This window comes from Pseudoduganella rhizocola (assembly GCF_045984285.3).
Classification (GTDB): domain Bacteria; phylum Pseudomonadota; class Gammaproteobacteria; order Burkholderiales; family Burkholderiaceae_D; genus Rugamonas.
The window spans coordinates 90,976-114,238 of sequence record NZ_JBJQIK030000014.1; the positions used below are offsets into that span (position 1 = coordinate 90,976).

General features: G+C 64.3%; 21 protein-coding genes. 3 read left to right on the plus strand and 18 right to left on the minus strand.

Features of this window, described 5'->3' with window-relative positions:
• Window positions 1-93: 93 nt before the first annotated feature.
• Both ACJRPG_RS23030 and ACJRPG_RS23035 read left to right on the plus strand, forming a co-directional pair.
• The gene (locus ACJRPG_RS23030) at window positions 94-4,110 is read left to right on the plus strand and encodes a beta strand repeat-containing protein (RefSeq protein ID WP_408002444.1); all 4,017 of its coding nucleotides are present in this window, start codon (window positions 94-96) and stop codon (window positions 4,108-4,110) included.
• A 125-nt stretch (window positions 4,111-4,235) separates the two neighbouring features.
• Window positions 4,236-7,316: an Ig-like domain-containing protein gene (locus ACJRPG_RS23035; RefSeq protein ID WP_408002445.1), complete on the plus strand. Its 3,081-nt coding sequence runs from the start codon at window positions 4,236-4,238 to the stop codon at window positions 7,314-7,316.
• Here ACJRPG_RS23035 and ACJRPG_RS23040 read toward each other — a convergent pair whose 3' ends face one another.
• From ACJRPG_RS23040 to ACJRPG_RS23095, 12 genes are all read right to left on the minus strand, one after another.
• Window positions 7,317-8,225, minus strand: a complete 909-nt coding sequence (locus ACJRPG_RS23040; protein ID WP_408002446.1) for a pseudouridine synthase — start codon at window positions 8,223-8,225, stop codon at window positions 7,317-7,319.
• The gene (locus ACJRPG_RS23045; protein WP_408002447.1) at window positions 8,226-9,119 is read right to left on the minus strand and encodes a M48 family metallopeptidase; all 894 of its coding nucleotides are present in this window, start codon (window positions 9,117-9,119) and stop codon (window positions 8,226-8,228) included.
• Between the two features lie 68 nt (window positions 9,120-9,187).
• Window positions 9,188-9,799 (minus strand): methionine biosynthesis protein MetW, encoded by a 612-nt coding sequence (gene metW / locus ACJRPG_RS23050; protein WP_408002448.1) that lies wholly within the window; start codon window positions 9,797-9,799, stop codon window positions 9,188-9,190.
• Window positions 9,796-10,947, minus strand: coding sequence for a homoserine O-succinyltransferase MetX (gene metX, locus ACJRPG_RS23055; protein ID WP_408002449.1), 1,152 nt, complete (start codon window positions 10,945-10,947; stop codon window positions 9,796-9,798). Before metX ends, metW begins: the two co-directional genes overlap by 4 nt.
• Window positions 10,948-11,032: 85 nt before the next feature.
• Window positions 11,033-12,778, minus strand: coding sequence for a phosphoenolpyruvate--protein phosphotransferase (ptsP, locus tag ACJRPG_RS23060; RefSeq protein WP_408002450.1), 1,746 nt, complete (start codon window positions 12,776-12,778; stop codon window positions 11,033-11,035).
• A 38-nt stretch (window positions 12,779-12,816) separates the two neighbouring features.
• Entirely contained in the window at window positions 12,817-13,086 is a 270-nt protein-coding gene (locus ACJRPG_RS23065; protein WP_408002471.1) for an HPr family phosphocarrier protein, read from the minus strand.
• A gap of 64 nt (window positions 13,087-13,150) precedes the next feature.
• Complete coding sequence (locus ACJRPG_RS23070) at window positions 13,151-13,558, minus strand: PTS sugar transporter subunit IIA (RefSeq protein ID WP_408002451.1); 408 nt, start codon at window positions 13,556-13,558, stop codon at window positions 13,151-13,153.
• Window positions 13,559-13,566: 8 nt separating this feature from the next.
• Window positions 13,567-14,517 (minus strand): glutathione synthase, encoded by a 951-nt coding sequence (gshB, locus tag ACJRPG_RS23075; RefSeq protein WP_408002452.1) that lies wholly within the window; start codon window positions 14,515-14,517, stop codon window positions 13,567-13,569.
• 114 nt (window positions 14,518-14,631) lie between these two features.
• Window positions 14,632-15,933 carry a glutamate--cysteine ligase gene (gshA, locus tag ACJRPG_RS23080; RefSeq protein ID WP_408002453.1) on the minus strand — a complete coding sequence of 434 codons (1,302 nt, stop codon included), beginning with the start codon at window positions 15,931-15,933 and terminating at the stop codon, window positions 14,632-14,634.
• Between the two features lie 130 nt (window positions 15,934-16,063).
• Complete coding sequence (locus ACJRPG_RS23085) at window positions 16,064-17,617, minus strand: ammonium transporter (RefSeq protein ID WP_408002454.1); 1,554 nt, start codon at window positions 17,615-17,617, stop codon at window positions 16,064-16,066.
• Window positions 17,618-17,628: 11 nt separating this feature from the next.
• Entirely contained in the window at window positions 17,629-17,967 is a 339-nt protein-coding gene (locus tag ACJRPG_RS23090) for a P-II family nitrogen regulator (protein ID WP_277413926.1), read from the minus strand.
• A 13-nt stretch (window positions 17,968-17,980) separates the two neighbouring features.
• Window positions 17,981-18,745, minus strand: a complete 765-nt coding sequence (locus ACJRPG_RS23095; protein ID WP_408002455.1) for a TorF family putative porin — start codon at window positions 18,743-18,745, stop codon at window positions 17,981-17,983.
• A gap of 218 nt (window positions 18,746-18,963) precedes the next feature.
• Here ACJRPG_RS23095 and ACJRPG_RS23100 point away from each other — a divergent pair, with 218 nt between their 5' ends.
• The gene (locus ACJRPG_RS23100) at window positions 18,964-19,218 is read left to right on the plus strand and encodes an accessory factor UbiK family protein (RefSeq protein ID WP_408002456.1); all 255 of its coding nucleotides are present in this window, start codon (window positions 18,964-18,966) and stop codon (window positions 19,216-19,218) included.
• 3 nt (window positions 19,219-19,221) lie between these two features.
• Here ACJRPG_RS23100 and ACJRPG_RS23105 read toward each other — a convergent pair whose 3' ends face one another.
• The 6 genes from ACJRPG_RS23105 to ACJRPG_RS23130 all read right to left on the minus strand — a co-directional run bounded on the left by ACJRPG_RS23105 (window position 19,222) and on the right by ACJRPG_RS23130 (window position 23,157).
• Window positions 19,222-19,686, minus strand: a complete 465-nt coding sequence (locus ACJRPG_RS23105) for a DoxX family protein (protein WP_408002457.1) — start codon at window positions 19,684-19,686, stop codon at window positions 19,222-19,224.
• On the minus strand, window positions 19,683-21,305 hold the full coding sequence (gene bufB, locus ACJRPG_RS23110; protein ID WP_408002458.1) for an MNIO family bufferin maturase: 1,623 nt from the start codon (window positions 21,303-21,305) through the stop codon (window positions 19,683-19,685). Before bufB ends, ACJRPG_RS23105 begins: the two co-directional genes overlap by 4 nt.
• A 29-nt stretch (window positions 21,306-21,334) precedes the next feature.
• Window positions 21,335-21,595, minus strand: a complete 261-nt coding sequence (locus ACJRPG_RS23115; RefSeq protein WP_408002459.1) for a BufA1 family periplasmic bufferin-type metallophore — start codon at window positions 21,593-21,595, stop codon at window positions 21,335-21,337.
• 83 nt (window positions 21,596-21,678) lie between these two features.
• A complete protein-coding gene (locus tag ACJRPG_RS23120; RefSeq protein ID WP_408002460.1) occupies window positions 21,679-22,269 on the minus strand; it encodes a sigma-70 family RNA polymerase sigma factor in 591 nt (196 codons plus the stop codon).
• An 80-nt stretch (window positions 22,270-22,349) separates the two neighbouring features.
• Window positions 22,350-22,556: a zf-HC2 domain-containing protein gene (locus ACJRPG_RS23125; RefSeq protein ID WP_408002461.1), complete on the minus strand. Its 207-nt coding sequence runs from the start codon at window positions 22,554-22,556 to the stop codon at window positions 22,350-22,352.
• 4 nt (window positions 22,557-22,560) lie between these two features.
• Window positions 22,561-23,157: a sigma-70 family RNA polymerase sigma factor gene (locus ACJRPG_RS23130; protein WP_408002462.1), complete on the minus strand. Its 597-nt coding sequence runs from the start codon at window positions 23,155-23,157 to the stop codon at window positions 22,561-22,563.
• Between the last annotated feature and the right edge of the window lie 106 nt (window positions 23,158-23,263).

The following is a 23,263-nucleotide window of genomic DNA, read 5'->3' on the forward strand; positions in this document are numbered from 1 at the left end:
AATCGCGACAAAGTCGGGACATTTCTGTAGAGCAAATTTCTGGCAGTCTTCATATGATGACGTACCGAACCTGCTTTCCCATCCGGAGTCATCATGCCCACCCTCGACACCACCGCCCCCAACCTGCTGAGCGTTTCGCCGTCCAATAACGGCAGCGGCGTGGCCGTGGGGACGGTCATCGTGCTGCAGTTCACCGAGGCGGTAAAAGCGGGCACGGGCAGCTTCACGGTGACGGACGGCATCACGCAGTCCTATATCGGGCGCGACGGCCAGCCCGGCAGCCGCATCGTGGGCGCCAGCGACACGCGCACGTTCCCGGTGGCGGACGGCCAGGTCAGCATCTCGGGCAACACCGTCACCATCACGCTGGACGCGCCGCTGAAAGGTGGCCTGAACTACTCGGTCACGGCCACCAAGGGCGCCATCACGGACATCGCCGGCAATGCCTTCAGCGGCCTCAGCGACACCAGCCAGTTCCACTTCGAGACCAGCGCGCCGGTACTGCTGAACGCCACCGTGACCTCGATCGACATCAGCGACGACACCGGCGCCAGCAGCAGCGACTTCATCACCGCGCACAGCGTGCAGTCCATCAGCGGCAATTACAGCGGCACCCTGCATGCGGGCGAATATGTGGAGGTCTCTTTCGACAACGGCGCCAGCTGGCACACGGCGAGCGCCGCCAGCGGCAGCTGGTCGCTGGTGGGCACGCTGCCGGCGGGCAGCAACACGCTGGCGGCGCGCGTCAGCAACGGCAGCACCAGCACCTCGGCGCTGGAGCAGGAATACAAGGTGGACGCCATCGCTCCGGCGGTGGCCTCGCTGGCCTTGAGCGATACGTCGCTGGAAGCAGGCGACACCGCCACCCTGACCCTGGTGCTGACGGAAAAACTGCAGGCGCCGCTGAGCGCCGCCGATTTCAGCACGGTAGGCGGCCACCTGGACGGCCTGAGCGTGTCTGCGGATGGCCTTACCTGGACCGGCACCTTCACCAGCACCAACCTGGCGGGCAGCGGCAGCATCAGCTTCAATGCCTCCGGCGCGCAGCAGGACACGGCGGGCAATGCCATCGGCAGCGGCGCCTCGGTGGCGTTCAGCTCGGCCGTCACGCTGAGCACCACCCTGAGCAGCGACAGCGGCTACTCCGCCACCGACTTCATCACCCGCTACGCCAGCCAGACCGTGCGCGTGACTTACGGCGCCGCGCTGAGCGGCGGCGACAAGATCCAGATCGGCATCGACGGCAACTGGGCCGATGCCCTGTGGGACGGCACGCAGTGGGCGCGCAGCGGCGTCACGCTGGGCGACAGCGGCGTGGTGCAGACGCGCATCGTGGATGCCAGCGGCAGCACCGTGAAAGCCATCACCAGCAAGGCTTACCAGGTGGACACCGGCGCACCGTCCGCCAGCCTGTCCGGCGACCGCCTGGATCTGCTGGACGGCTGCGACACCGGCTACAGCCATACCGACAACCTGACCGCCGAAAGCCAGCCCACGCTGCGCGTGGACATGGCCGGCGTGACCGGCCTGCAGGCCGGCGATGTGGTCGAGATCTTCGACAACAGCAACGACAATATTGTGCTGGGCCACTATGTGCTGACGGCGGCCGACCTCGGCGCGTCAGGCCAGTATCTGGCTGGGAACCTCACCATCGATCTCATCGATGGCTCGATTTCACAGGGCGACGCGCACTCGATCAAGGTCCGCATCGGCAACCTGGCGCAGAGCGGCCACGGCGCGGCCAGCGATGCGCTGGATATCCGCGTCGACCACACGGCGCCGGTGGTGGTGAGCACCACGCCAACCGCCGCCGGCACGGGCGCCAACCTGGCCGCCATCACGCTGCGCTTCGATGAGGACGTGTATCTCAACGTGGGCACCAGCTTCCGCCTCGCCAACGACGCGGGCACCGAAGTCCAGGAATTCAACGGCGAGGCTGCGCCCAGCCACTACATGTATGACAGCGCCACGCACGCGCTGGACATCCTGCTGCATGCAGGCCTGCAGAACAGCACCCACTACACGCTGACGGCCAGCAGCGGCCTGGGCGACTACGCGGGCAACAAGGTCTATGAGGTGGACGATGTGGTGCTCAGCTTTACCACCACCGCGACCGGCACCATCGTGCTGGACCCGACCCTCGCGCTGCAGGACGACACCGGCGCCGGCGGCGACTTCATCACCAGCAACGGCCAGCTGAACATCGGCAGCCTGGACAGCGGCGGCCGCTGGAAGTATTCGCTGGACGGCGGCGCCAGCTGGACCTGGGGCGACAGCAGCGACGCCCACCTGCACCTGGCGGCCAACAGCAGCTACGCCGCGGGCCAGATCAAGGTGCAGCAGTGGACCGCCGACAATAACTACAGCGCCATCGTCAGCAACGGTTCCGCCATCACCATCGACAGCAGCGCGCCCACGGCCACCATCGACTTCGCCGAAGTGGACAACTTCTTCGGCCTCGGCGCCACCAGCCTCACCATCGGCGATATCCGCCTCGGCGGCACGGTGGGCGGCGCCCTGGTGCAGTACACGCTGGATGGCGGCGGCAGCTGGAGCAGCGCGACGCCCGACGGGGTGCACACGGTGTGGACGGCGTCCGGCAATCTGGCCATGGGCGGCTACATCGGCCTGCGCGTGGCCGACCTGGCGGGCAACGTGGCCGACAACGGCTTCGCCGCGGCGCCCGGCGCCTATACGGTCTTCATCGGCGACGGCTACGGCGGCAGCGAATTTGCCACCGGCCACGACAGCATCCTGCTGGCGCGCGGCGGCAACGACCTGTTCTCCACCGCCGACGGCAGCTTCCGCTACATCGACGGCGGCGGCGACAGCGACACGCTGCGCCTGTCCGGCAGCGGTCTCGATCTGGATGCCGCCGGCTGGCAGGGCAAGCTGCTGAACGTGGAAACCATTGCCCTCGGCAGCGGCAATTCGCTGACCGTGCACGACGCGGCGGCGCTGCAGGCCATTGCCGGCGGCAGCACCCTGAAGATCGACGGCGACAGCGGCAGCATCCTGGACATCGGCGAAGGCCTGTGGACGCTGGGCGGCACCAGCGCCGGCTACAGCACCCTGACCGCGGGCGGCATGAGCCTGCTGGTCAAGAGCGGCATCAGCCTGCTGGGCAACACGGTTTCCGCAGTCGCCACGCCGGCCATGGTCTTCACCGACAGCAGCCCGATGAGCGGCGGCTACGGCGCCGACCGCATCACGGCCGACAGCAGCTTCTCCGTATCCGGGCTGGAGTCCGGCGGCCACTGGAAATACTCGACCAATGGCGGCAGCACCTGGCTTGACGGCAGCGGCAGCAGCTTCACGCTGGCCGAGGGCACGTACGCTGCAGGCCAGGTAAAGATCCAGCAATGGAATGCCTCGGAAGCGCCAAGCGCCGTCGCCAGCAATAGCGCGGCCTTTACCGTGGACACCACGGCGCCGGCCGGCACCCTGGACTACAACTTCGCCATCGACAGCGATATCGCCATCGCCGCCAGCGGCCTCTCGTCCGGCGCAATCGTGGAATACAGTGCCGACGGCGGCAGCAGCTGGCAGCAGGCGGTGCTGGAAGGCGACGGCAAATGGCATGCGCACAATGCGGGCGTGGGCACGGGCGGCTACCTCGGCGTGCAGATCAGCGACGTGGCAGGCAACCTGGGCGGCGCGCCGGTCTACGTGGGCGACAATTACGCCGGCAGCTTCACCGGCAGCAGCGGCGCTGTCGTGCTCGGCAACGGCGGCGCCGACACGCTGGACAGCGCCGATGCCGGCTTCCTGCGCTTCGAAGGCGGCTCCGGCACCGATACCCTGCACATCACGGGCAGCGGGCAAAGCCTGGACCTGGCCAGCCTGGCCGGCAAACTCGACAGCGTAGAGGTGATCGACCTCGGCAGCGGCATCAACACGCTGATGGCCTACAGCCCGGCGAACGCCGGCGCCATCGCCGGCGGCATGCTCACCATTGAAGGCAGCTCCGGCACGGTGGACATCGGCCATCACAACTGGCTGCTGGACTTGCTGCCCGTAGCCGGCTACCACGTCTTCCTGCTCGGCGGCACGACGCTGCGCGTGGCGGATAACCTGAGCATCGTCGGCGATACCATCCTGCTGGCCTGAGGGCCGGCCGGGTGCCATGCGTGGCGGCAACGCCACAGCGGCAGGAAAAAATTGTTTCCAAAAGGAAAACTGACGGTGCGTTTTTGTTATGATATGCAACCGCCATTGTGTTCTCCGGAGCTGTCATGCCTGCCGATTTTCCGCCCAAATCCTCACTCACCGTTACCACTCCGTCCGGACCGCTAACGACATCGGGCGATATTGCCTTCGAATTCAGCGGCGCAATCCATGCAGGCAGCGGCAAGATCACCATTACCGATGGCATCACGCAGACGTACACGGGGCGCGACGGCAGCCTGCACACCCGCATCGTGGGCGCCTCCGACACGCGCGTCATCGACATCGGCAGCCCGGAAGTGAGCATCAATGGCAGCACGCTGACCATCAACCCCAGCGAGAACCTGAAGCTGGGCCTGGATTACCATGTGGTCATCGACGCGGGCGCCGTGCTGGACACGGGCAACGCCACTTTTACCGGGCTTGCCCAAACCGGCGGCTACCACTTCACGCCTGTGATCCCGGTCGACCTGACGATCAGCTTTGAATGGGACAGCGGCGTCAGCAACAGCGACCTGGTGACGAACGAAGGCTGGCAGACCATCTATATCGACCTGTCCGAGGAGCCGCTCGCCACCGACCGGGTGGAAGTGTTTGTTAACGGCAGCTGGGTCACCGCTCACCGTGAAGAAGACGAAGGCCCGGATTATTTCTGGGTGAATGCTGAACTGAATGGCACGGGCGCCATCACGGCTCGCCTGGTGTCCGGCAGCGATGCGGTGAAGGGCTCGCAGACCAATACCTTCGTCATCGACTACACGGCCCCGGAGTGGGATCCCTATAACGCCGCCCTCTCCCTCAATATCGGCAGCGATACCGGCGATACCGGCGATGGCGCCACGCAGTACACCGACGTCGTCATCGATGTGGACCTGCATGATATGAGCGGCCTGCAGGCGGGCGACATCATCAGCCTGCGCGATCTCTACTACGATGGCTATGAGGGCTACGAACTGGGTCCGCAACGCGGCGCTTCCCACGTGGTCACGGCAGCCGACCTGGCGGGCTACGGCAAGCTGTCCTTCCATCTCAGCTTCGACCCCGACCATGATTTCGGCGAAAGCACCGACGGCCATTTCCCGCTGACGGTGGCCGTCAGCGATGTCGCCGGCAATCTCCGCCACAGCAACGATATCATGGACCTGCGCATTGACCGCAGCTCGGCCTACTTCGAGGGCATGGAGACCAGCAGCGACCTGACCAAGCTGTACCTGCACTTCAGCGAAGTCGTGCGGCCGGCCGGCTTCAAGCTGATCAACCTCGACAACAACAGCGAGATCACCATCACGCCCGCGATGATGGCCGAGGTTCCCGAGACCAGCACGCTGCAAGTCACGCTGACGGCGGCGCTGGCCGACGGCGCGCACTACCGGCTTGAGTCTTTGGGCTTCCTGTATGACACGGCCGGCAACATCACCACCACCCATCCGCTGGTGGCGGACACCATCGTGCATTTCGGCCTGGATGCCGTGCTGCATACCATCGTCATCAGCAATGACAGCGGCACAGCGGACGGCGTTACCAATGTCGCGGCGCAGACCTTCTCCGGCAGCTTCGACGGCGCTCTGTACGCCGGCCAGTTCATTGAAGTGTCGCTGGATGGCGGCAGCTCCTGGACCGTCGCCCACGTCAGCGGCACAACCTGGTCGCTGGACGCCACGCTGACCAGCGGCGACCACCTGGTGGTAGCGCGCGTTCACACGCCTACCGGCTACGGCGAGGAGATCCACACCAACGTCGTGTACCAGACCACGGCGCCCACGCTGGGCTCGCCGCCGGAGATGGAGGCCGCGGACGACCATGGCATCGCGGACGGCATCACCAATGCCACCAGCATCACGGTAACGCCGATGATTTCGGCCCCCGACATCCCCACCCTGCATGTGGGTGACCGCATCGAACTGATTAATGCCAGCGCCACCGTACTCGGCTCCCACACCCTGACCGCGAGCGATTTCGAGAACGGCACACTGAACCAGGGCATCTCGATCACGCCAGGGCTTGGCACCCACCAGATCAGTACCCGTATCGTGGATGGCGCGGGCAACGTGGGCAACCCAAGCAGCTACTTCACGGTGACCATCGATAACACCGCCCCGGGCCTCGGCAGCGCCCCCGACCTGCTGTCCAGCAGCGACGACGGCGCCAGCAACTCCGACAACATCACGACGAATACCAACCTCACAGTGCGCGCCCTGCTGGCCACTGAAAGCGGCTACCGCGCAGGCGACGTCGTCAACATCGTCCATGAAAACGGCGACGTGCTGGGCGCGCATACCATCACCGCTTCCGATTTCGACAGCTACGGCAACATCGACGACATCGACATCGCGCTGACCACCCTCGCTGAGGGCTCCCACAAGCTCCATGTGCGCGTCAGCGATGTAGCCGGTAACACGGCGGAAAGCCCCACGCTGACCGTGACTGTGGTGCCGGATACCGATCCGCCAACGGCCGTGCTGGACATGGATGTGCTGACCTTTAACACCAGCACCGGCCTGGTTGAAGCCCGCCTCGACGGCGACATTACCGGTACGCGCATCCAGTTTTCAGTCAATGGCGGCGGTACCTGGCTGGAGGGGAACCAGAGCGGCGACTACTGGTCATTCATCAGCCCCTACGGTCCTTTCAGCGTGCTGCAGATGCGCGTGGTGGACTCGGCCGGCAATATCGGCGACGCCATCAGCGGCGTTTCCGGTTCGTCCGTCGTGACGGTGGTGTCGGAGTACAACGACGGCACCAGCACCAGCGGCGGCCAGAGCGTGCTGTTCACGCGCGGCGGCGACGACTCGATCGCGCTGTCCGATCCATTCAGCTACATCGATGGCGGCAGCGGCACCGATGCGCTGGTGGTGATGGGCAACACGGCGGCGAACGCCAGCGACTGGGCCGGCAAGGTGCATAACATTGAGCGGATCGACCTGGCCGACACCAGCTCACTGAGCGTGCTGAGTTCCGCCGCGGTATTTGGCCTTGGCATCACCAGCCTGCGCATCGACGGCAGCGCGGCGAATTCGGTCAATATCGGCAACCTGGCATGGCTCGCGACCGGCAGCAGCGGCGGCTACCACAGCTATACCGCCAACAACATCACGCTCGAGATCGCGGACGCCATCACGCTCGTTGGCACGCCCGACTACGGCGCCTGATCAGAGGCTGCGCCGGCTTTCGAAGTAGCGCAGCTCACCGGTCAGCGGATCGGGGAAGCTGATGGCGCGCGCCAGCAGCTTGAGGGGCGATGACACGTCGTCCTGCTTGCAGGGCAGCGCCACCGGATAGAAGGCGTCGTTCACAATGGGAATGCCCAGCGCGGCCAGGTGCACGCGCAGCTGGTGCTGGCGCCCCGTGTGCGGCCACAGGCGGTACAGCACGTGCGCGCCGCGCTGCTCCACCACATCGATCATCGTCTCCGAATTCGGCTCGCCCGGTTCCTCCTTCATCGTGAAGAACTTGTCGCCTTCCACCATGCGGCTGCGGTAGGTAAAGGGAAATTCGCGGCCCGGCAGCGGACCGGCCAGCGCTTCATACTCTTTCTGCACCAGGCGTTTCTGGAACAAGGACTGGTAGGCGCCGCGGCTGTCCAGGTTGGAGGAGAACACCACCAGCCCCGCCGTCTCGCGGTCCAGCCGGTGGATCGGCGCCAGGTCCTCTATGCCCAGCTTGCGGCGCAGGCGCACCAGCAAGGTCTCCTTCAGGAAGCGGCCGCTGGGAATGGTGGGCAGGAAGTGCGGCTTGTCCACCACCAGGATATGTTCGTCCCGGTACAGCAGCTCCTCCTCGAAGGGAATCGGCGTCTCCTGTTCCAGCTCGCGGTAATAAAAGATGCGCAGGCCGCGCTTGTAGGGGCTGTCCGGCCGCAGCGGCCTGCCTTCCGCGTCCACCACATCGCCGCGCGCCATGCGCTCGCGCCACTGCGCATCCGTCACCGCCGGATAGTTGGCCGCCATGAAGCTGATCATGTCCGGCCAATCCCCTTCCGGCAGCCACAGATAGCTGGGCGTGACACCGTCGCGCATGGGCAGCGGCGCCCTGCCGTGGAACTTGACGGTGGAGGACATTCAGGACTTGGGCAGCGGCGTGGTGCGGTAAGGCGGCAGCGCTGCCGCCGTGGTGCCGCGCGTGCGCGCATACACCGGCAGCACCAGCGGCATGGCCTTGTTCATCTCATTGATGCGCGACTCGCCGCTGGGGTGGGTGGAAATGAACTCGATCGGGCGGCGCGAATTCGAGGCGCCCATCTTCTGCCACAGCGTGATGCCTGCGCGGGGATCGAAGCCGGCGCGCGCGGCAAGGTCCATGCCCACCAGGTCCGCTTCCGTTTCCTCGCCGCGCGAGAACTTGAGGATGGTCAGTTTGGCCGCCGTGCCTGCAGCCGCATCGGTCAGGCGCGGGTCGATGCCGAAATAGGCAGACAGACCGAGGCTGGCGAGTTTGCTGGCGACCGACGCCAGCTGCGATTCTCCCGTGCGCTTGGCGGCGTGTTCGCGCAGCGCGTGCGCGATTTCGTGCCCCATCACCATCGCCGCTTCATCGTCAGTGAGATTGAGCTTGGTGAGGATGCCGGTGTAGAAGGCGATGCGCCCGCCCGGCATGCAGAAGGCATTCACCTGGTCGGAGTTCAGCAGGTTGACCTGCCATTTCCAGTTCGGCGCTTCCGGATTCCAGCGCGCCACATGCGGAATGATGCGCTTCGCGATGGCGCGCAGGCGCTGCACCTGCGGATGGTTATCGGGAAACAGCGCGTTCTGCTGGCTGGCCTGCTGCAGCAGTTGCGTGTACTGGAGGCTGGACTGCTGCTCGATCTGGTCCGCCGACGCGGCGAGGCGCAGCGGCGACAGCTTCGTGACGGGAATGCCGTCGGTGGGCTGGCGGGGTAAAGGCTGCTGTGCCGGTGCGGCTTGCATGCACGTGGCGAGTGTCAGGAAGGCGGCAGTACGTTTCAGGTTCTTCATTGCATAGTCTCGGGACGGCCATGGCATTTTGACAAAGATTGCCATGGCACGTCACACGATAGCACAGCTTACTGCGCGCCCTTCTTGCGCAGCCTGAACACGGCCAGGTCGCCGCGCAGGTTGGGCAGGAAGCCGACCATGCGGCCTTCCTGCAGGGCGATGCACTCCAGCACATCCAGGCCCACTTCTTCGGCCAGGTCGCGGAAGTCCTTGATGGTGGCGCAGCGCACGTTCGGCGTGTCATACCACTCGTAGGGCAGCGACTCGGACACCGGCATGCGCCCTTTCAGCAGCGCCACGCGGTGCGGCCAGTAGGCGAAGTTGGGGAAGGACACAATGGCTTCACGGCCCACGCGCACGATATCGCGCAGCAGGTCTTCCACATGCTTCATCATCTGCAGCGAGGAAAGGCAGAGCACCGTGTCGAAGGAGTTGTCGCCGAAGATGCCGAGGCCCTTCTCCATATCCTGCTGGATCACGCGCACGCCGCGCCGTGTGCTTTCCAGCACCTTGTCGTCCGCCAGTTCCAGGCCGTAGCCGCTGCATTGCTTGTCGCTCTGCAGGTATTCCATCATCACGCCATCGCCGCAGCCCACGTCCAGCACGTGCGCGCCGGGCTTCACCCAGTGCGCAATGAAGGCGAGATCGGGACGCGCCTGGCGCAGATCGTCGAAAGTCATGCTGCCTCCTTGCTGATGTCGTTCCACACTTGTCCGTAATACGCGCGCACCATATTCATGTAGCGCGAATCGTCAAGCAGGAAGGCATCGTGGCCGTGCGGCGCATCGATTTCGGCATAGGTCACTTCGCGGCGGTTGCACAGCAGCGCCTCCACGATTTCGCGGCTGCGCTCGGGCGAGAAGCGCCAGTCGGTGGTGAAGGAAGCGAGGAAGAATTTCGCTTTGGTGCCGGCCAGCGTCTTCGCAAGGTCGCCGTCATGCACGCGCGCGGGGTCGAAATAGTCCAGCGCCTTGGTGATCAGCAGGTAGGTGTTGGCATCGAAGTACTCGGAGAACTTGTCGCCCTGGTAGCGCAGGTACGATTCGATTTCGAAATCGATGCCGAAGCCGAACTTGTAGCTGCCCGTTTCCGCCATGTCGCGCAGCTTGCGGCCGAACTTCTCCGCCATGTCATCGTCCGACAGGTAGGTGATGTGACCGATCATGCGCGCCACTTTCAGGCCGTTCTTCGGCACCACGCCGTGCTCATAGAAGTCGCCGCCGCGGTAATCCGGGTCGCTCAGGATGGCCTGGCGGGCCACGTCGTTGAAGGCGATGTTCTGGGCCGACAGCTTGGGCGTGGAGGCGATCACCACGCAATGGCGCAGGCGGTCCGGGTACATGATGCTCCAGGCCAGCGCCTGCATGCCGCCCAGCGAGCCGCCCATCACGGCGGCGAACTGCCTGATGCCGAGGCGGTCGGCCAGCAATGCCTGGGCATTCACCCAGTCTTCCACCGTCACCACGGGGAAGGCAGCGCCGTAAGGTTTGCCGGTGGCCGGATTGGTGTGCATCGGGCCGGTGGAGCCGAAGCAGGAGCCGAGATTATTGATGCCGATGACGAAGAACTTATCGGTATCGAGCGGCTTGCCGGGACCGACCATATTGTCCCACCAGCCCACGTTCTTCGGGTCGTCGGCATAGTAGCCGGCCACGTGGTGCGAGGCGTTCAGCGCATGGCACACCAGCACGGCGTTGGACCGGTCGGCATTCAGGGCGCCATAGGTTTCATACATCAGCGTATAGCCGCGCAGCGTTGCGCCGCTTTGCAACTGCAGGGGTTCCGCAAATTCCATGGTCTGCGGAGCGACAATTCCTATCGAGGACATGAGGGTTAAAAGTGAACTAGGTACTGCTGTGGCCCCACGGGCCGTTTAGGATGCGGAACCGCGAGGATGGGTTCCGCAGGCTTTCTTACATCGCTTGCAAGGCCAGCACGGCGTCGGCGATCACATTCGGTTCCATCGAGCGCAGGATCTTGCGGGTCTGCGGCACGATCAGCGACATATCGCTGTTCAGGATCTCCTGCTTCACCGACAGCAGCTGGGCCGGGTGCATCGAGAATTCTTTCAGTCCCATGCCGAGCAGCAGGCGGGTGAGCTTCACATCGCCCGCCATCTCGCCGCACACGGCGACATCGATGCCCGCCTTGTGGCCGGCGGCGATCGTCATGGAGATCAGCTGCAGCACGGCGGGATGCAGGGGATTGTAAAGGTGCGCCACCTCGTAATCAACCCGGTCGATGGCCAGCGTGTACTGGATCAGGTCATTGGTGCCGATGGACAGGAAGTTCATGCGCTTGACGAACATGGGCAGCGCCAGCGCGGCCGCCGGAATCTCGATCATCGCGCCCACGTCCACCTGCGGGTCGAACTTGATATTGGCCTCGCGCAGCTGCGCCTTGGCCTGCTCGATCATGGCCAGCGACTGGTCGATCTCGAAGGCATGCGCCAGCATCGGAATCAGGATGCGCAGCTTGCCGAAGGCGGATGCGCGCAGGATGGCGCGCAGCTGCGTCAGGAACAGCTGGGGCTCGGACAGGCAGTAGCGGATGGCGCGCAGGCCGAGGGCCGGGTTCAGGGCCGTATGTTCGGTAGGATCGAGCGGCTTGTCGGCGCCGATGTCCAGGGTACGGATGGTGACGGGGCGGCCCTTCATCGCCACCACGGCCTTGCGGTACTGTTCGAACTGCTCGTCCTCGGACGGCATATTGCCGGCGCGGCCCATGAACAGGAATTCGGAGCGGAACAGGCCCACCCCGTTGGCGCCCGCCTCCAGCGCCGGGCCGCAATCGTCCGGCAGTTCGATATTGGCCAGCAGCGTGATGGCCGTGCCGTCCCTGGTGACGGCCGGGGTTTTCTTCAGCTTGTTGAGCTTCTTGCGCGCCTTGACACCGGCCTGCTGGCGCTCGCGGTACTGCTCCAGCACCAGCGCGCTGGGGCTGACGATGACCACGCCCGCTTCGCCGTCGATGATGACCCAGTCGTCCTGCTCGATCAGGCGCGAGGCCTGCGACACGCCCACGGTGGCCGGGATATCCAGGCTGCGCGCCACGATGGCGGTATGCGAGTTCTGGCCGCCCACATCGGTAACGAAGCCGATGAAGGAGCCGTCGCGGAACTTCAGCATGTCGGCCGGCGAGATATCGTGGGCCACCACGATCATCTTGGCCGCGAACTCGTCATCCTCTTCCGGCCGCGTAATCTGCAGCGGCTCGCTGCCCATCAGCTTCTTCAGCACGCGCTCGGCCACCTGCTGGATATCGGCCTTGCGCTCGCGCAGGTAGGGATCCTCGATCTCGTCGAACTGGGCGGACAGCTCCTCGATCTGCGTCACCAGCGCCCACTCCGCGTTGTAGTGGCGGGTGCGGATGATGTCGAGCGGCGCCTCCGAAATCATGGGATCGGACAGGATCAGCACATGCACGTCGATGAAGGCGCCCAGCTCGGTCGGCGCATCCTTGGGCAGCTCGTTCCACAGCGTCTGCAGTTCCACGTGCACGGCGGCCAGCGCCTCCTGCAGCCTTGCCACTTCCGCTTCAACGTGTTCTTCCTGGATCAGGTAATGCTTCACATCCAGCGCCGCGGGCGCCAGCAGGTGGGCGCGGCCTATCGCTATGCCGCGCGAGACTGGAATTCCGTGCAGTGTGAACGATGCCATGGGTGGACCTGGAAAAAAGGAAGAACGGTCAAACGGCATTACTCGCCTTCGCCGAACTTGTCGTTAACCAGTGCGGCAAGCGCGTTGATGCAATCCTGTTCATCCGGGCCATCCGCCTCCAGCGTGACCTTGGCGCCCTTGCCGGCAGCCAGCATCATCACGCCCATGATGGACTTGGCGTTGATGCGCCGCGCATTGCGGGTGAGCCAGACATCGCTTTTGTACTTGGCGGCGAGCTGGGTGAATTTTGCGGAGGCTCGCGCATGCAGACCGAGTTTGTTGATGATTTCGAGTTCTTGTTGAATCATGTTCTGTTCTGTCGTTTTCTCAATCAGGATGCCCAGCAATCGCCGCCGCTTGAACGGCGGCACGTCAGGTCGTGCCGACCCTTATTCTGTTATCGACGCGCACCGCGCCGCTCTGCGCGCCGGCCAGCGCCATCTCCACCACCACATCCAGCGTATCGGTGCGGTAGGTGATCGCGCGCAGCAGCATCGGCAGGCTGATGCCGGCGATGACTTCCACGCGGCCGGCATCGGCCAGCTTGTTGCAGCAGTTGGCGGGGGTGCCGCCCTTCACGTCGGTGATCACCAGCACGCCGGAACCGTCGTCCAGGCGCTTGATCGCGGCGGCCGCCAGCGACTGCACCTCGTTCAGGTCCTGGTCGGCCACCACATCGATTGCCTCCAGGCGTTCGGTGGGGCCGCGGAACACATGGGCCACGGCTGCCAGGAAGGCCTGTCCGAGCGGCGCGTGAGTCATTAACAATATGCCTACCATAAGCTTCCTTAGTGGCCCGCCTGCACCGCCGCTTCCACCGCATCGATGAACATCGCGGCAACCTGGAAGCCGGTCTGCTGGGTGATCTCCTGGAAGCAGGTCGGGCTGGTGACGTTTACCTCGGTGAGGTAATCGCCGATTACGTCCAATCCTACCAGCAATAGGCCGCGGGAGGCCAGTTCGGGGCCGATGGCCTCGGCGATCTCGCGGTCGCGCGCCGTCAGCGGCTGGGCCACGCCGGTACCGCCGGCCGCCAGGTTGCCGCGCACCTCGCCCGCCTGCGGAATGCGCGCCAGCGAGAACGGCACCGGCTTGCCGCCGATGACCAGCACGCGCTTGTCGCCCTTCACGATATCGGGGATGTAGCGCTGGGCCATGATGGTAGTGTGGCCGTTATTGGTCAGCGTTTCGATGATGGAGCCCAGGTTCAGGCCATCGGCCTTGACGCGGAAGATGCCGGCGCCGCCCATGCCGTCCAGCGGCTTGAAGATCACATCGCCATGCTCGGCGTGGAAGTCGCGCAGGCGGGTCTCATCGGAAGTCACGAGGGTCGGCGACGTGAATTGCGGGAACTGGGCGATGGACAGCTTCTCGTTATGGTCACGGATGGCGGAAGCCTTGTTGAACACGCGCGCCCCCTGGCGCTCGGCCTGCTCCAGCAGCTGGGTGCCGTACACGTACTCCATATTGAAGGGCGGGTCCTTGCGCTCGATGATGGCATCGAACTCCGACAGCTTCACATCGACGGCATCCTCTGCCCGGTACCATTCGTCGCTATCGCCGGTCAGGTGAATGCGCGCCACGAAAGCGGTGACGACGCCGTCGCGCAGGGCCATATGGCGCTGCTGGAAGGCATACACCTCATGCCCCCGCTTCGCCGCCTCGCTCATCATGGCGAAAGTGGAATCCTTGTAAATCTTAAAACTGCTCAGCGGATCAGCGAGAAAGGCGATTTTCATTGGCACATCCATTCGAAGTAATAGCTGATTCTAGCCGAGATCAGCCGCCCCCGTGACACCATGGGGTCAGGCACCGCTTGTCATACTGACAGCCTGGTGCCTGACCCCAGGGTGTCAGTAAACTTCGGGGTTGGGGTCGGTGCGTTCCATTTCGAGGGAGGCGGCGAGCAGCGCCAGGCGGGCTACCACCCCGTAGACGTAGAAGCGGTTCGGCGCTGCCGTGCCGGGCTTGGCTTTCAGGTCGGGCACGGCGTGCTGCTGGGCAAAGGCCAGCGGCACATACTGCGAGCCCGGCGCATTCAGGTTCTGGTCCACGCCGCGCTCGGCATGGATGCGGTAGAAGCCGCCCACCACGTAGCGGTCGATCATGTAGACCACCGGCTCCGCCACCGCGTCCTGGATGTGCTCGAAGGTCGGCACGCCTTCCTGGATGTTCAGGTCGGATACCACCTTGCCGTCCTTGATCACCGACATCTTCTTGCGCTGCGCTTCGCTCAGGTCCTTCAGCTCGCTCGCATCGCGGATGCTGATGATGCCCTTGCCATAGGTGCCCGCATCCGGCTTGATGATGACGAAGGGCTTCTGGTCCTTCATCCCGTATTCCTTGTACTTCTTGCGGATCTTGGCCAGCACCGCGTCCACATTGGACGCCAGGCATTCCTGCCCTTCCCCGCACAGCAGGTCCACTTCGCCGCATTTGGCATGGAAGGGGTTGACCATCCACGGGTCCACGCCGATCAGCTTGCCGAACTTCTTGGCCACCTCGTCGTAGGCGCTGAAGTGGTTGCTCTTGCGCCGCAGCGCCCAGCCCGCATGCAGCGGCGGCAGCAGGCTCTGCTCATGGATGTTTTCCAGGATCGAAGGAATCCCGGCCGACAGGTCATTGTTCAGCAGGATGGTGCAGGGATCGAAATCCTTCAGCCCCACCCGGCGCCCGTTCGGCGAACGCTCCAGCGGCTCCAGCACCAGCATATTTCCATCAGGCAACGCCACCGGCGTCGGCTGGGTAATCTCGGGGTTCAGTGTGCCCAGGCGCACGTGCAGGCCGGTCTGGCGGAAAATCTGCATCAGCCGCGCCACATTCTCCAGGTAAGTGGGATGGCGCTCGTGAACTTCGGGGATCAGCAGCAAATTGCGCGCATCCGGGCAGTATTTGTCGATTGCGGCCATGGCCGCCTGCACCGACAGCGGCAGCATTTCGGTCGCCAGCTGGTTGAAGCCGCCCGGGAACAGGTTGGTGTCCACCGGCGCCAGCTTGTAGCCCGCGTTGCGCAGGTCGACCGAGGCGTAGAACGGCGGGGTGTGCTCCTGCCACTCCAGGCGGAACCAGCGCTCGATGGCGGGGGTTGCGGCCAGGATTTTCTCTTCGAGGTCGAGCAGCGGTCCGGTCAGGGCCGTGACGAGGTGGGGAACCATGCTTTCAATCCTTCTAAGTTGCGGCTAAGCCTTGCGAAATCACCAAATCGGGGCAAAAGTGGCAATTTAAAGGTCTGAAAAGCAAAAAAGGCGCCCCAATGGGGCGCCTTTGACGTTCCAGACTGCGGAATCAGGAGTGGTATGCCGATTCGCCGTGGCTGGTGATGTCCAGGCCTTCGCGTTCCTCTTCTTCCGGCACGCGCAGGCCGATCACGATGTCTACCAGCTTGTAAGCGATGATGGCCACGATACCCGACCACAGGATGGTGATGCCCACGGCAGTCGCCTGGGTGATGACCTGGCCGCTGATCGAATACTCAGCCGAACCCTTGTTGGCCACATAGTCCCAGATGCCCTGGCCGCCCAGCGACGGCGATGCAAACACGCCGGTCAGGATCGCGCCGAGGATGCCGCCCACGCCGTGCACGCCGAATACGTCCAGCGAGTCGTCGGCGCCGATCATGCGCTTCAGGCCATTCACGCCCCACAGGCAGATGATACCAGCCAGCAGACCGATGACCAAGCCGCCCATCGGGCCGACGAAGCCGGCCGCCGGGGTGATGGCCACCAGGCCGGCCACCGCGCCGGACGCGCCGCCCAGCATCGAAGGCTTGCCCTTGGCGATCCATTCGCCGAAGACCCAGGACACGGTGGCGCCTGCGGTGGCAATCAGGGTGTTGATGAAGGCCAGCGCGGCCACGTCGCCCGCTTCCAGCGCGGAGCCGGCGTTGAAGCCGAACCAGCCCACCCACAGCAGCGAAGCGCCGATCATGGTCATGGTCAGCGAGTGCGGCGCCATGGATTCGCGGCCATAGCCCACGCGCTTGCCGATCATGATGGCGCCCACGATACCGGCCACGGCGGCGTTGATGTGCACCACGGTGCCGCCGGCGAAGTCCAGCGCGCCCTTCTGCCAGATGAAGCCGGCCTTGGCCGCTTCGGTGGCCGAGGTTTCGGCGCTGGTGATCAGGTCAGGACCGGTCCAGAACCAGACCATGTGCGCGATCGGCAGGTAGGCGAAGGTGAACCACAGCACCATGAACACCAGTACGGCGCTGAATTTCGCGCGTTCCGCGAAGGCGCCCACGATCAGCCCGCAGGTGATGGCGGCGAAGGTGCCCTGGAAGGCCACGAAGATGAATTCAGGAATGACCACGCCCTTGCTGAAGGTTGCGGCGTAAGCAAATGCGCCCGCGGCCGGGTCGTAGATGCCGTTCAGCAGGGCACGGCCGAAGCTGCCGAAGAAGGCATTGCCCTCGGTGAAGGCGATCGAATAGCCGTACAGGCACCACAGCACGATGATGAGCGCGAAGATCATGAAGACCTGCAGCAGCACGGACAGCATGTTCTTGGAGCGCACCAGGCCGCCGTAGAACAGGGCCAGGCCGGGAATCGTCATCAGGATGACCAGCAGCGTGGCCACGAACATCCAGGCGGTATCGCCCTTCTGCGGCGTTGGTGCGGCGGTCGGCGCGGCCGGTGCTGCCGCAGGAGCGGCGGCGGCAGGCGCGGCGGCGGCCGGGGCCGGCGCAGCTTCAGGCGTTGCGGCTGCTGGCGCAGGCGCCGCTTCCGCACTGGCGGCTGGCGCCGCCGGTTTTGCATCCTGTGCCCAGCTTGGAACGCCTGCACTCACGGCCAGCAGCACGGCCATCCCCGCAAGCAGCTTTGTTATAGTTTTCTTCATTCAGTTTCCCCTTAGAGTGCGTCGTTGCCGGTCTCGCCGGTACGGATACGGATGACCTGTTCCAGGTTGTAGACGAAAATCTTGCCGTCGCCGATCTTGCCGGTACGGGCGGCGCCTTCGATCGCTTCAATCGCCTGCTCGACGATGGCGTCGTCCACGGCGGCTTCGATCTTGGTCTTGGGCAGGAAGTCGACCACATACTCGGCCCCGCGGTACAGCTCGGTATGGCCTTTCTGGCGGCCGAAGCCCTTTACTTCGGTAACAGTAATGCCTTGCACATTGATCGCCGACAGGGCCTCGCGGACCTCGTCGAGCTTGAATGGCTTGATGATGGCAGTAATGAGTTTCATGCTAGCCTCGCGTTCAGAAGGTTTTGGAGACGGTCAGGATCAGGCCGGACTTGCCCAGATTCTTCCCCGTCGGTGCCACATAAAAAGACGTGCTGGTGTCGATATAAGCCAGCGCCACAGTTGCGATGCCGAAGTCCTTGGTCACGCCAATCTTCCAGTCGGTATAGGAGGCGGCGCTCAGGTTGCGCACCTTCTGGTGGCCCACATGGAAGTTGAAGATATAGCCATCGGCCACTTCACGGTTCAGCTGTGCATCCCAATACTGGCTGTTTTTGCTGTCGGCAAAGCCGAACAGGTTAGTCAGCGAGTGCGAATATTTCAGGCTGAGAGGGCCGAAGCCCAGCTGGCCGTACAGCTCGAAAGTGTTCGCGCTGGGATTGAGGTCATTCGACGGATAGATATAACCCAGGCCGCCGATGTCGTAGCTGACCGCTTCCGTCAGGTTGCCGCGTTTGCCCGCATAAACATCCCACTCAATGCTGGCATCGCCGCCACCGTCCTTTACCCACTTGATGGTGGAGGCCCAGGTGCCGGCGTAGAAGCCGGTCGGGTTATGCACCCAGTCGGCGCCACCTTGCAGAGCTGGCCGGGCGCGGGTCTGCGAGTAGCCGCGGAAGCGGTAGTCATTGGTCACGGCAATGTTGTAGACGATCTCATTGTCTGGTTTGGCTTCCGGCGCGGCCGCGGCCTCCTGGGCCTGCACCATTCCACCTGCCATGGTTGCCAGAGCAAAAATAACTGCGGAGGCGAGAGGCAGATGCTTGGTTTTCTGTTTCATGGCGGTTTCCTTTGGTTTTGGAGTGAACTTTTATGGCGGATGCAGTTTAAAATTCAGCTTGATCGTCCGGCTACCTACCTCTTTAGCAGAATGTGTGCCAGCAAATGTTGCTGCGTTGATAGCTGCCAAAGGGATAAGGCGCCCGGTTTCGCACCAAATAATCGCCGTTTGCGCACCAATCCGGTGCAGAAACGGCAAATACTCTCAGGAGCACCACGATGGACATGAATGCCTTTCTCACCGACCTGCAGTCGAAGATCCAGCACGCAATCGACAATTCGCCCGCGAAGGACATTGAGAAGAATGTGAAGGCGATGATGACGCAGGGTTTCGCCAAGCTGGACCTGGTGACCCGCGAAGAATTCGACATCCAGGCGCAGGTGCTGGCCAAGACCCGCGCCCGTCTGGAACTGCTGGAGACGCGCCTCGCTGAACTGGAGGCGAAGCTGGCCGCGAACGCGGCCGACAAGTAAGGCTCAGCCGGCCCGGCGCTGCAGCCAGCGGTCGAGCGAGAGCCGGCCCGGGCCGAAGACGGCCAGCACCAGCAGCAGCATGCCCCAGTATTTGTGGTCGTTGACCGCCGCCGGGCAGGCGAAGTCGAACAGCTGGGGGTAGGACAGCACCGCCATCAGGTTCACCAGGAAAAGGCCGAGCGCCGCCGGCCGGGACAGCAGGCCCAGCGCCAGCAGCAGCGGCAACACTATCTCGCCGCCCGCGCCCATCACGGCCGCCAGGTCGGGCGGCAGCAGGGGGACATGGTATTCAAGCCGGAACAGCTCCCGGGTTGCCCCCCAGTCGCCCAGCTTCACCATGCCCGCCTTGAAAAACTGCCAGCCGATATAGCAGCGCAGCGCCAGCCCAAGCGCGGCGCCGCCCCATTCCGCCAATTGCGCGTCGAAAGCGCCGATACGGCGGTGCATGGCCAATAATTTCTGCATCATGACTCCTGAATAAGATGGCAGGCCGCATCGAACAGGCCATGCTGCAGCCATTGCTGCAGGTAAGCGCCGAAGTCGGCATGGGGATCGCAGGCCAGCGCGGCGTCCAGCGCGCCGCCCAGCGCGCCGCCCAGCGTGGCGCCGTCCTGCAGCGCCGACAGGGCCGCGAACGATGCCGCCTCCAGCGGGAGCGGCCAGGCCGCTCCCGCCCTCCGGACAATGGCGGCGAAGCTGGCGCCGGCGGGATCATCCGGCAGCAGCAGCTCCGCTTCCGGACGGTGTGCATGCCAGACAGGCACCACCTGCCAGCAGGAATGGAACAGCTCAACGCCGTGCGCCAGCCGCAGCCGCATGCTGTCCAGCGCCTCCGGCGCCAGGCCCTGCAACTGCGCCGCCTCCAGCCGCTGCCCACCGCCGGCCGCGCCGCGGCCCAGGGCGCGCTCCAGCCTCGCCATATCGGGAAGGTAGGGATACTGGGCGGCAGCAGCGTGGCTGTCCAAAAATTCGGGGAAGTGTCCGCCAAAGTCATCCAGGTTGCCCGACTGCGAAGGCCAGGCGCGGCCATAGGCACGCGCCAGCGCTGCGAAATACTCTTCGCCCACCAGTTGCTGCAGCACAGGATAGGAAGCTGCCAGCACCTTGGTCCAGCTGGCGCCGAGGTTGCCGCGGTACAGGGCCAGGCGCTGGCATACCGCCTCCTGTTCGCCCACGAACAGCGGTGCCGCCGCGCCGGCCAGTTCGCGCTCGAACAGCGCGGCCGCCATGCGGCCCTGGGCTGCCGCCAGCGGAAATGCCGTCGGCCCGGCCAGCACCCGGTCGCCGATGCGCCGTGCGTGTTCCGCTTCGGCCAGCAGCACATCCAGCGGCGGGATATCCGTATCCCATTCGATCAGCGTCGGCACGGCGCCGAAACTGCGCACCGCCGAGGCATACAGGTCCCAAACCTTGTCGTCTACCGGCGCACCATGATGGTCGATCACCGCATCCGGCGCGACGAGGTGGCCGGCCAGATGAATCTCGCCGATGGCGGCCCCGGACAGCGCATGCAGCGCCATGTGCGCATTCTCGCCATGGTTGCACTGGTTGACGTAGAGGTTGTTCACATCGAGCAGGATGGCGCAGCCGGTACGGCGCGCCAGTTCGGCCAGGAATTCGGCTTCGCTCATGGCATCGCCGCGAAAGCGCAGGTAGGTGGATACGTTCTCGATCAGGATCCGGCGGCCCAGCACACCCTGCACCTGGTCCACCCGGTCGCAGAACAGCTCCACTGCTTCGCGCGTCAGTGGCATGGGCAGCAGGTCGTTCAGATGGCGCCCTTCCACCGCGCCCCAGCACAGATGCTCCGAAACGAGGAAGGGCTGGTAGCGTTCCACCAGCTCACGCACGCGCTGCAGGTGGCGCGTGGAGAAACCATGGGCGGAGCCCAGCCCCAGGCCAACGCCATGCAGGCTCACGGGATAGTCGCTGCGCAGCTGCTCCAGCACCTGCGCATCCCTTCCCTGCCCGTTGAACAGGTTCTCGGTATGCACCTCGATCCAGTCCACCGCAGGCCGCCGGTCGAGGAAATCCTGGAAGTGCGGAGCGCGCAGGCCGACACCGACCGCCATGGCGCGGCGTTCCATTACCCTGGCCGGCACGCTCCGCATGATGCTTACTTCGGCGCGGCCATCTTGCCGCCCATCTTTTCGCACGTGCCCTTGGCCACGTACTTCCATTCGGTCGGATCGTTGTCCTTCTTCGACTGGCCTGCGCAGGAATGCGCGCCGGTGGTGCTGGCGCAGTCGTTCTGGCCGGCCTTGGCAACGCCGAAGCATTTCTCCTTTGCCTTGTCATCGGCCGCGTGGGCGCTGGACATACCGAGGGTACAGGCGGCTACCAGGGCAGAAGCCAGCAGTGCGTGACGCTTTTCCATTGTGATTCTCCTTTAGTTCGTCGTAGTGTGGACGCCGGACATTCGAACCGGCTGAGGCATAGTCGCCGCAGGCGCCGGATTCCTTACACACGCCGCATGCCGAACCAGTTCAGGTCCAGGCATTCGCGCAGTCGTATGCGCGCGCGGTACAAAATGACCCAGGCGTTGGAGGCGGTGCAGCCCAGCGCCGCGCAGATTTCTTCGGTATCCATTTCCAGCCATTCGCGCATCAGGAATACGCGTGCGGTCTGTTCCGGCAGGCGCTCCAGGCAAAGCTCCAGCACGCGGAAGAAATCCTTCTGTTCCAGCGCAGCATCCGGATCGCCCCAGTTGCGGGGCGCATCATAGGTGTGGCCGTCGGCCCGGAACAGGGCGTCGATCACATCGTCCTCGGCCTGTTCGCCTTCGCCGTCGAAACGGCGCTCGCGCGTAGCCTTGCGCAGCACGTCCACGATCTTGTGCTTCAGGATCCCCGTTACATAGGTGCGCAGCGAAGACTGGCCGGCGAAGCGTTCCGGCTTTTCCAGCACGGCGAGCAGCGCATCCTGCACCGCATCCTCCGCCAGGCCGTTGTCGCGCAGCTGCAGCAGAGCGAAGCGCAGCAGCATGGGCCGCATGGATTCCAGCTGGCGGTGCAAGGTGGGCGTAATGGGGGGCAGGTCCAGCGCAGTCAAATAGGGCTCCGTCAGGGTAGGCACGCTTTAGTCGGCGTTCCCCCCTTCGGCCTTACAGCTTCTTTTTGCTGGATCGTCAGCTAGTCCTTGCGGTCATCGGCATCCAGCGGCACTTCAAAACGCTGCATCGCCTTGCGCAGCAGGCCCATTTGCCCGTTGAAGCGGTCGCAGGCGCGGCATACCAGAAGGTGCATCTGGACCCGTGAACGCTCGGTCAGCGTGAGGTTGCGGTCCAGTCCTTCCGAAACCAGGCGGTGAACTTCCTTGCAGGTCGGTTTCCGTATCATCGCCTCAAGCCCTTTCGTGATTGCCGTCCGGCTGCAGGCCGAACCAGTTCAGATCGAGACACTCCCGCAACCGCAGGCGCGCGCGATATAGCATTACCCAGGCATTAGACGCGGAACAGCCAAGTTCCTTACAGATTTCGCTGGTTTCCAGTTCCAGCCACTCGCGCATGAGGAACATGCGGGCCGTGTTGCGCGGCAGTTTTTCGAGGCAGAGCTCCATGATGCTGAAGAATTCCTTGCGCTCCAGCGCCGCATCGGGATCGCCCCAATCGCGCGGCATATCCCAGGTGTGGCCGTCCGGCTGGAACAGGGCATCGATGATTTCCTCGCCCTCCTCATCGAACACCTCCACCCGCACCTCGCGCGCAGTGCTGCGCAGGATATCGATGATCTTGTGCTTCATGATGCCGGTGACATAGGTGCGCAGCGAGGCCTGCCCCGCGAAACGGTCCGGCTTTTCCAGCACCGCGAGCAGGGCTTCCTGCACCGCATCCTCGGCCAGCGCCTCATTACGCAGCTGCAGGACTGCAAAGCGCAGCAAGGCAGGCCGCATGCCCTGCAGCTGCTGGTGCAGCGTGGATGTTGCCGACTGAGTCAGCATGATGCGCTCCCGTAACACGACAGCACATGCTATCACGGCCGGTTTGTGGCGGCGCAAGGCCGGCCGCCGCGGATTGGCTACGATGCCACAGTTATTGCCGTGCGGA

Excerpts from the sequence above, each read along its gene's own strand:
- ACJRPG_RS23030 (WP_408002444.1), top strand. The coding sequence starts at position 94 with ATGCCCACCCTCGACACCACCGCCCCCAACCTGCTGAGCGTTTCGCCG.
- ACJRPG_RS23035 (WP_408002445.1), top strand. The coding sequence starts at position 4,236 with ATGCCTGCCGATTTTCCGCCCAAATCCTCACTCACCGTTACCACTCCG.
- ACJRPG_RS23040 (WP_408002446.1), bottom strand. The coding sequence starts at position 8,225 with ATGTCCTCCACCGTCAAGTTCCACGGCAGGGCGCCGCTGCCCATGCGC.
- ACJRPG_RS23045 (WP_408002447.1), bottom strand. The coding sequence starts at position 9,119 with ATGAAGAACCTGAAACGTACTGCCGCCTTCCTGACACTCGCCACGTGC.
- metW (WP_408002448.1), bottom strand. The coding sequence starts at position 9,799 with ATGACTTTCGACGATCTGCGCCAGGCGCGTCCCGATCTCGCCTTCATT.
- metX (WP_408002449.1), bottom strand. The coding sequence starts at position 10,947 with ATGTCCTCGATAGGAATTGTCGCTCCGCAGACCATGGAATTTGCGGAA.
- ptsP (WP_408002450.1), bottom strand. The coding sequence starts at position 12,778 with ATGGCATCGTTCACACTGCACGGAATTCCAGTCTCGCGCGGCATAGCG.
- ACJRPG_RS23065 (WP_408002471.1), bottom strand. The coding sequence starts at position 13,086 with ATGATTCAACAAGAACTCGAAATCATCAACAAACTCGGTCTGCATGCG.
- ACJRPG_RS23070 (WP_408002451.1), bottom strand. The coding sequence starts at position 13,558 with ATGGTAGGCATATTGTTAATGACTCACGCGCCGCTCGGACAGGCCTTC.
- gshB (WP_408002452.1), bottom strand. The coding sequence starts at position 14,517 with ATGAAAATCGCCTTTCTCGCTGATCCGCTGAGCAGTTTTAAGATTTAC.
- gshA (WP_408002453.1), bottom strand. The coding sequence starts at position 15,933 with ATGGTTCCCCACCTCGTCACGGCCCTGACCGGACCGCTGCTCGACCTC.
- ACJRPG_RS23085 (WP_408002454.1), bottom strand. The coding sequence starts at position 17,617 with ATGAAGAAAACTATAACAAAGCTGCTTGCGGGGATGGCCGTGCTGCTG.
- ACJRPG_RS23090 (WP_277413926.1), bottom strand. The coding sequence starts at position 17,967 with ATGAAACTCATTACTGCCATCATCAAGCCATTCAAGCTCGACGAGGTC.
- ACJRPG_RS23095 (WP_408002455.1), bottom strand. The coding sequence starts at position 18,745 with ATGAAACAGAAAACCAAGCATCTGCCTCTCGCCTCCGCAGTTATTTTT.
- ACJRPG_RS23100 (WP_408002456.1), top strand. The coding sequence starts at position 18,964 with ATGGACATGAATGCCTTTCTCACCGACCTGCAGTCGAAGATCCAGCAC.
- ACJRPG_RS23105 (WP_408002457.1), bottom strand. The coding sequence starts at position 19,686 with ATGATGCAGAAATTATTGGCCATGCACCGCCGTATCGGCGCTTTCGAC.
- bufB (WP_408002458.1), bottom strand. The coding sequence starts at position 21,305 with ATGGAACGCCGCGCCATGGCGGTCGGTGTCGGCCTGCGCGCTCCGCAC.
- ACJRPG_RS23115 (WP_408002459.1), bottom strand. The coding sequence starts at position 21,595 with ATGGAAAAGCGTCACGCACTGCTGGCTTCTGCCCTGGTAGCCGCCTGT.
- ACJRPG_RS23125 (WP_408002461.1), bottom strand. The coding sequence starts at position 22,556 with ATGATACGGAAACCGACCTGCAAGGAAGTTCACCGCCTGGTTTCGGAA.
- ACJRPG_RS23130 (WP_408002462.1), bottom strand. The coding sequence starts at position 23,157 with ATGCTGACTCAGTCGGCAACATCCACGCTGCACCAGCAGCTGCAGGGC.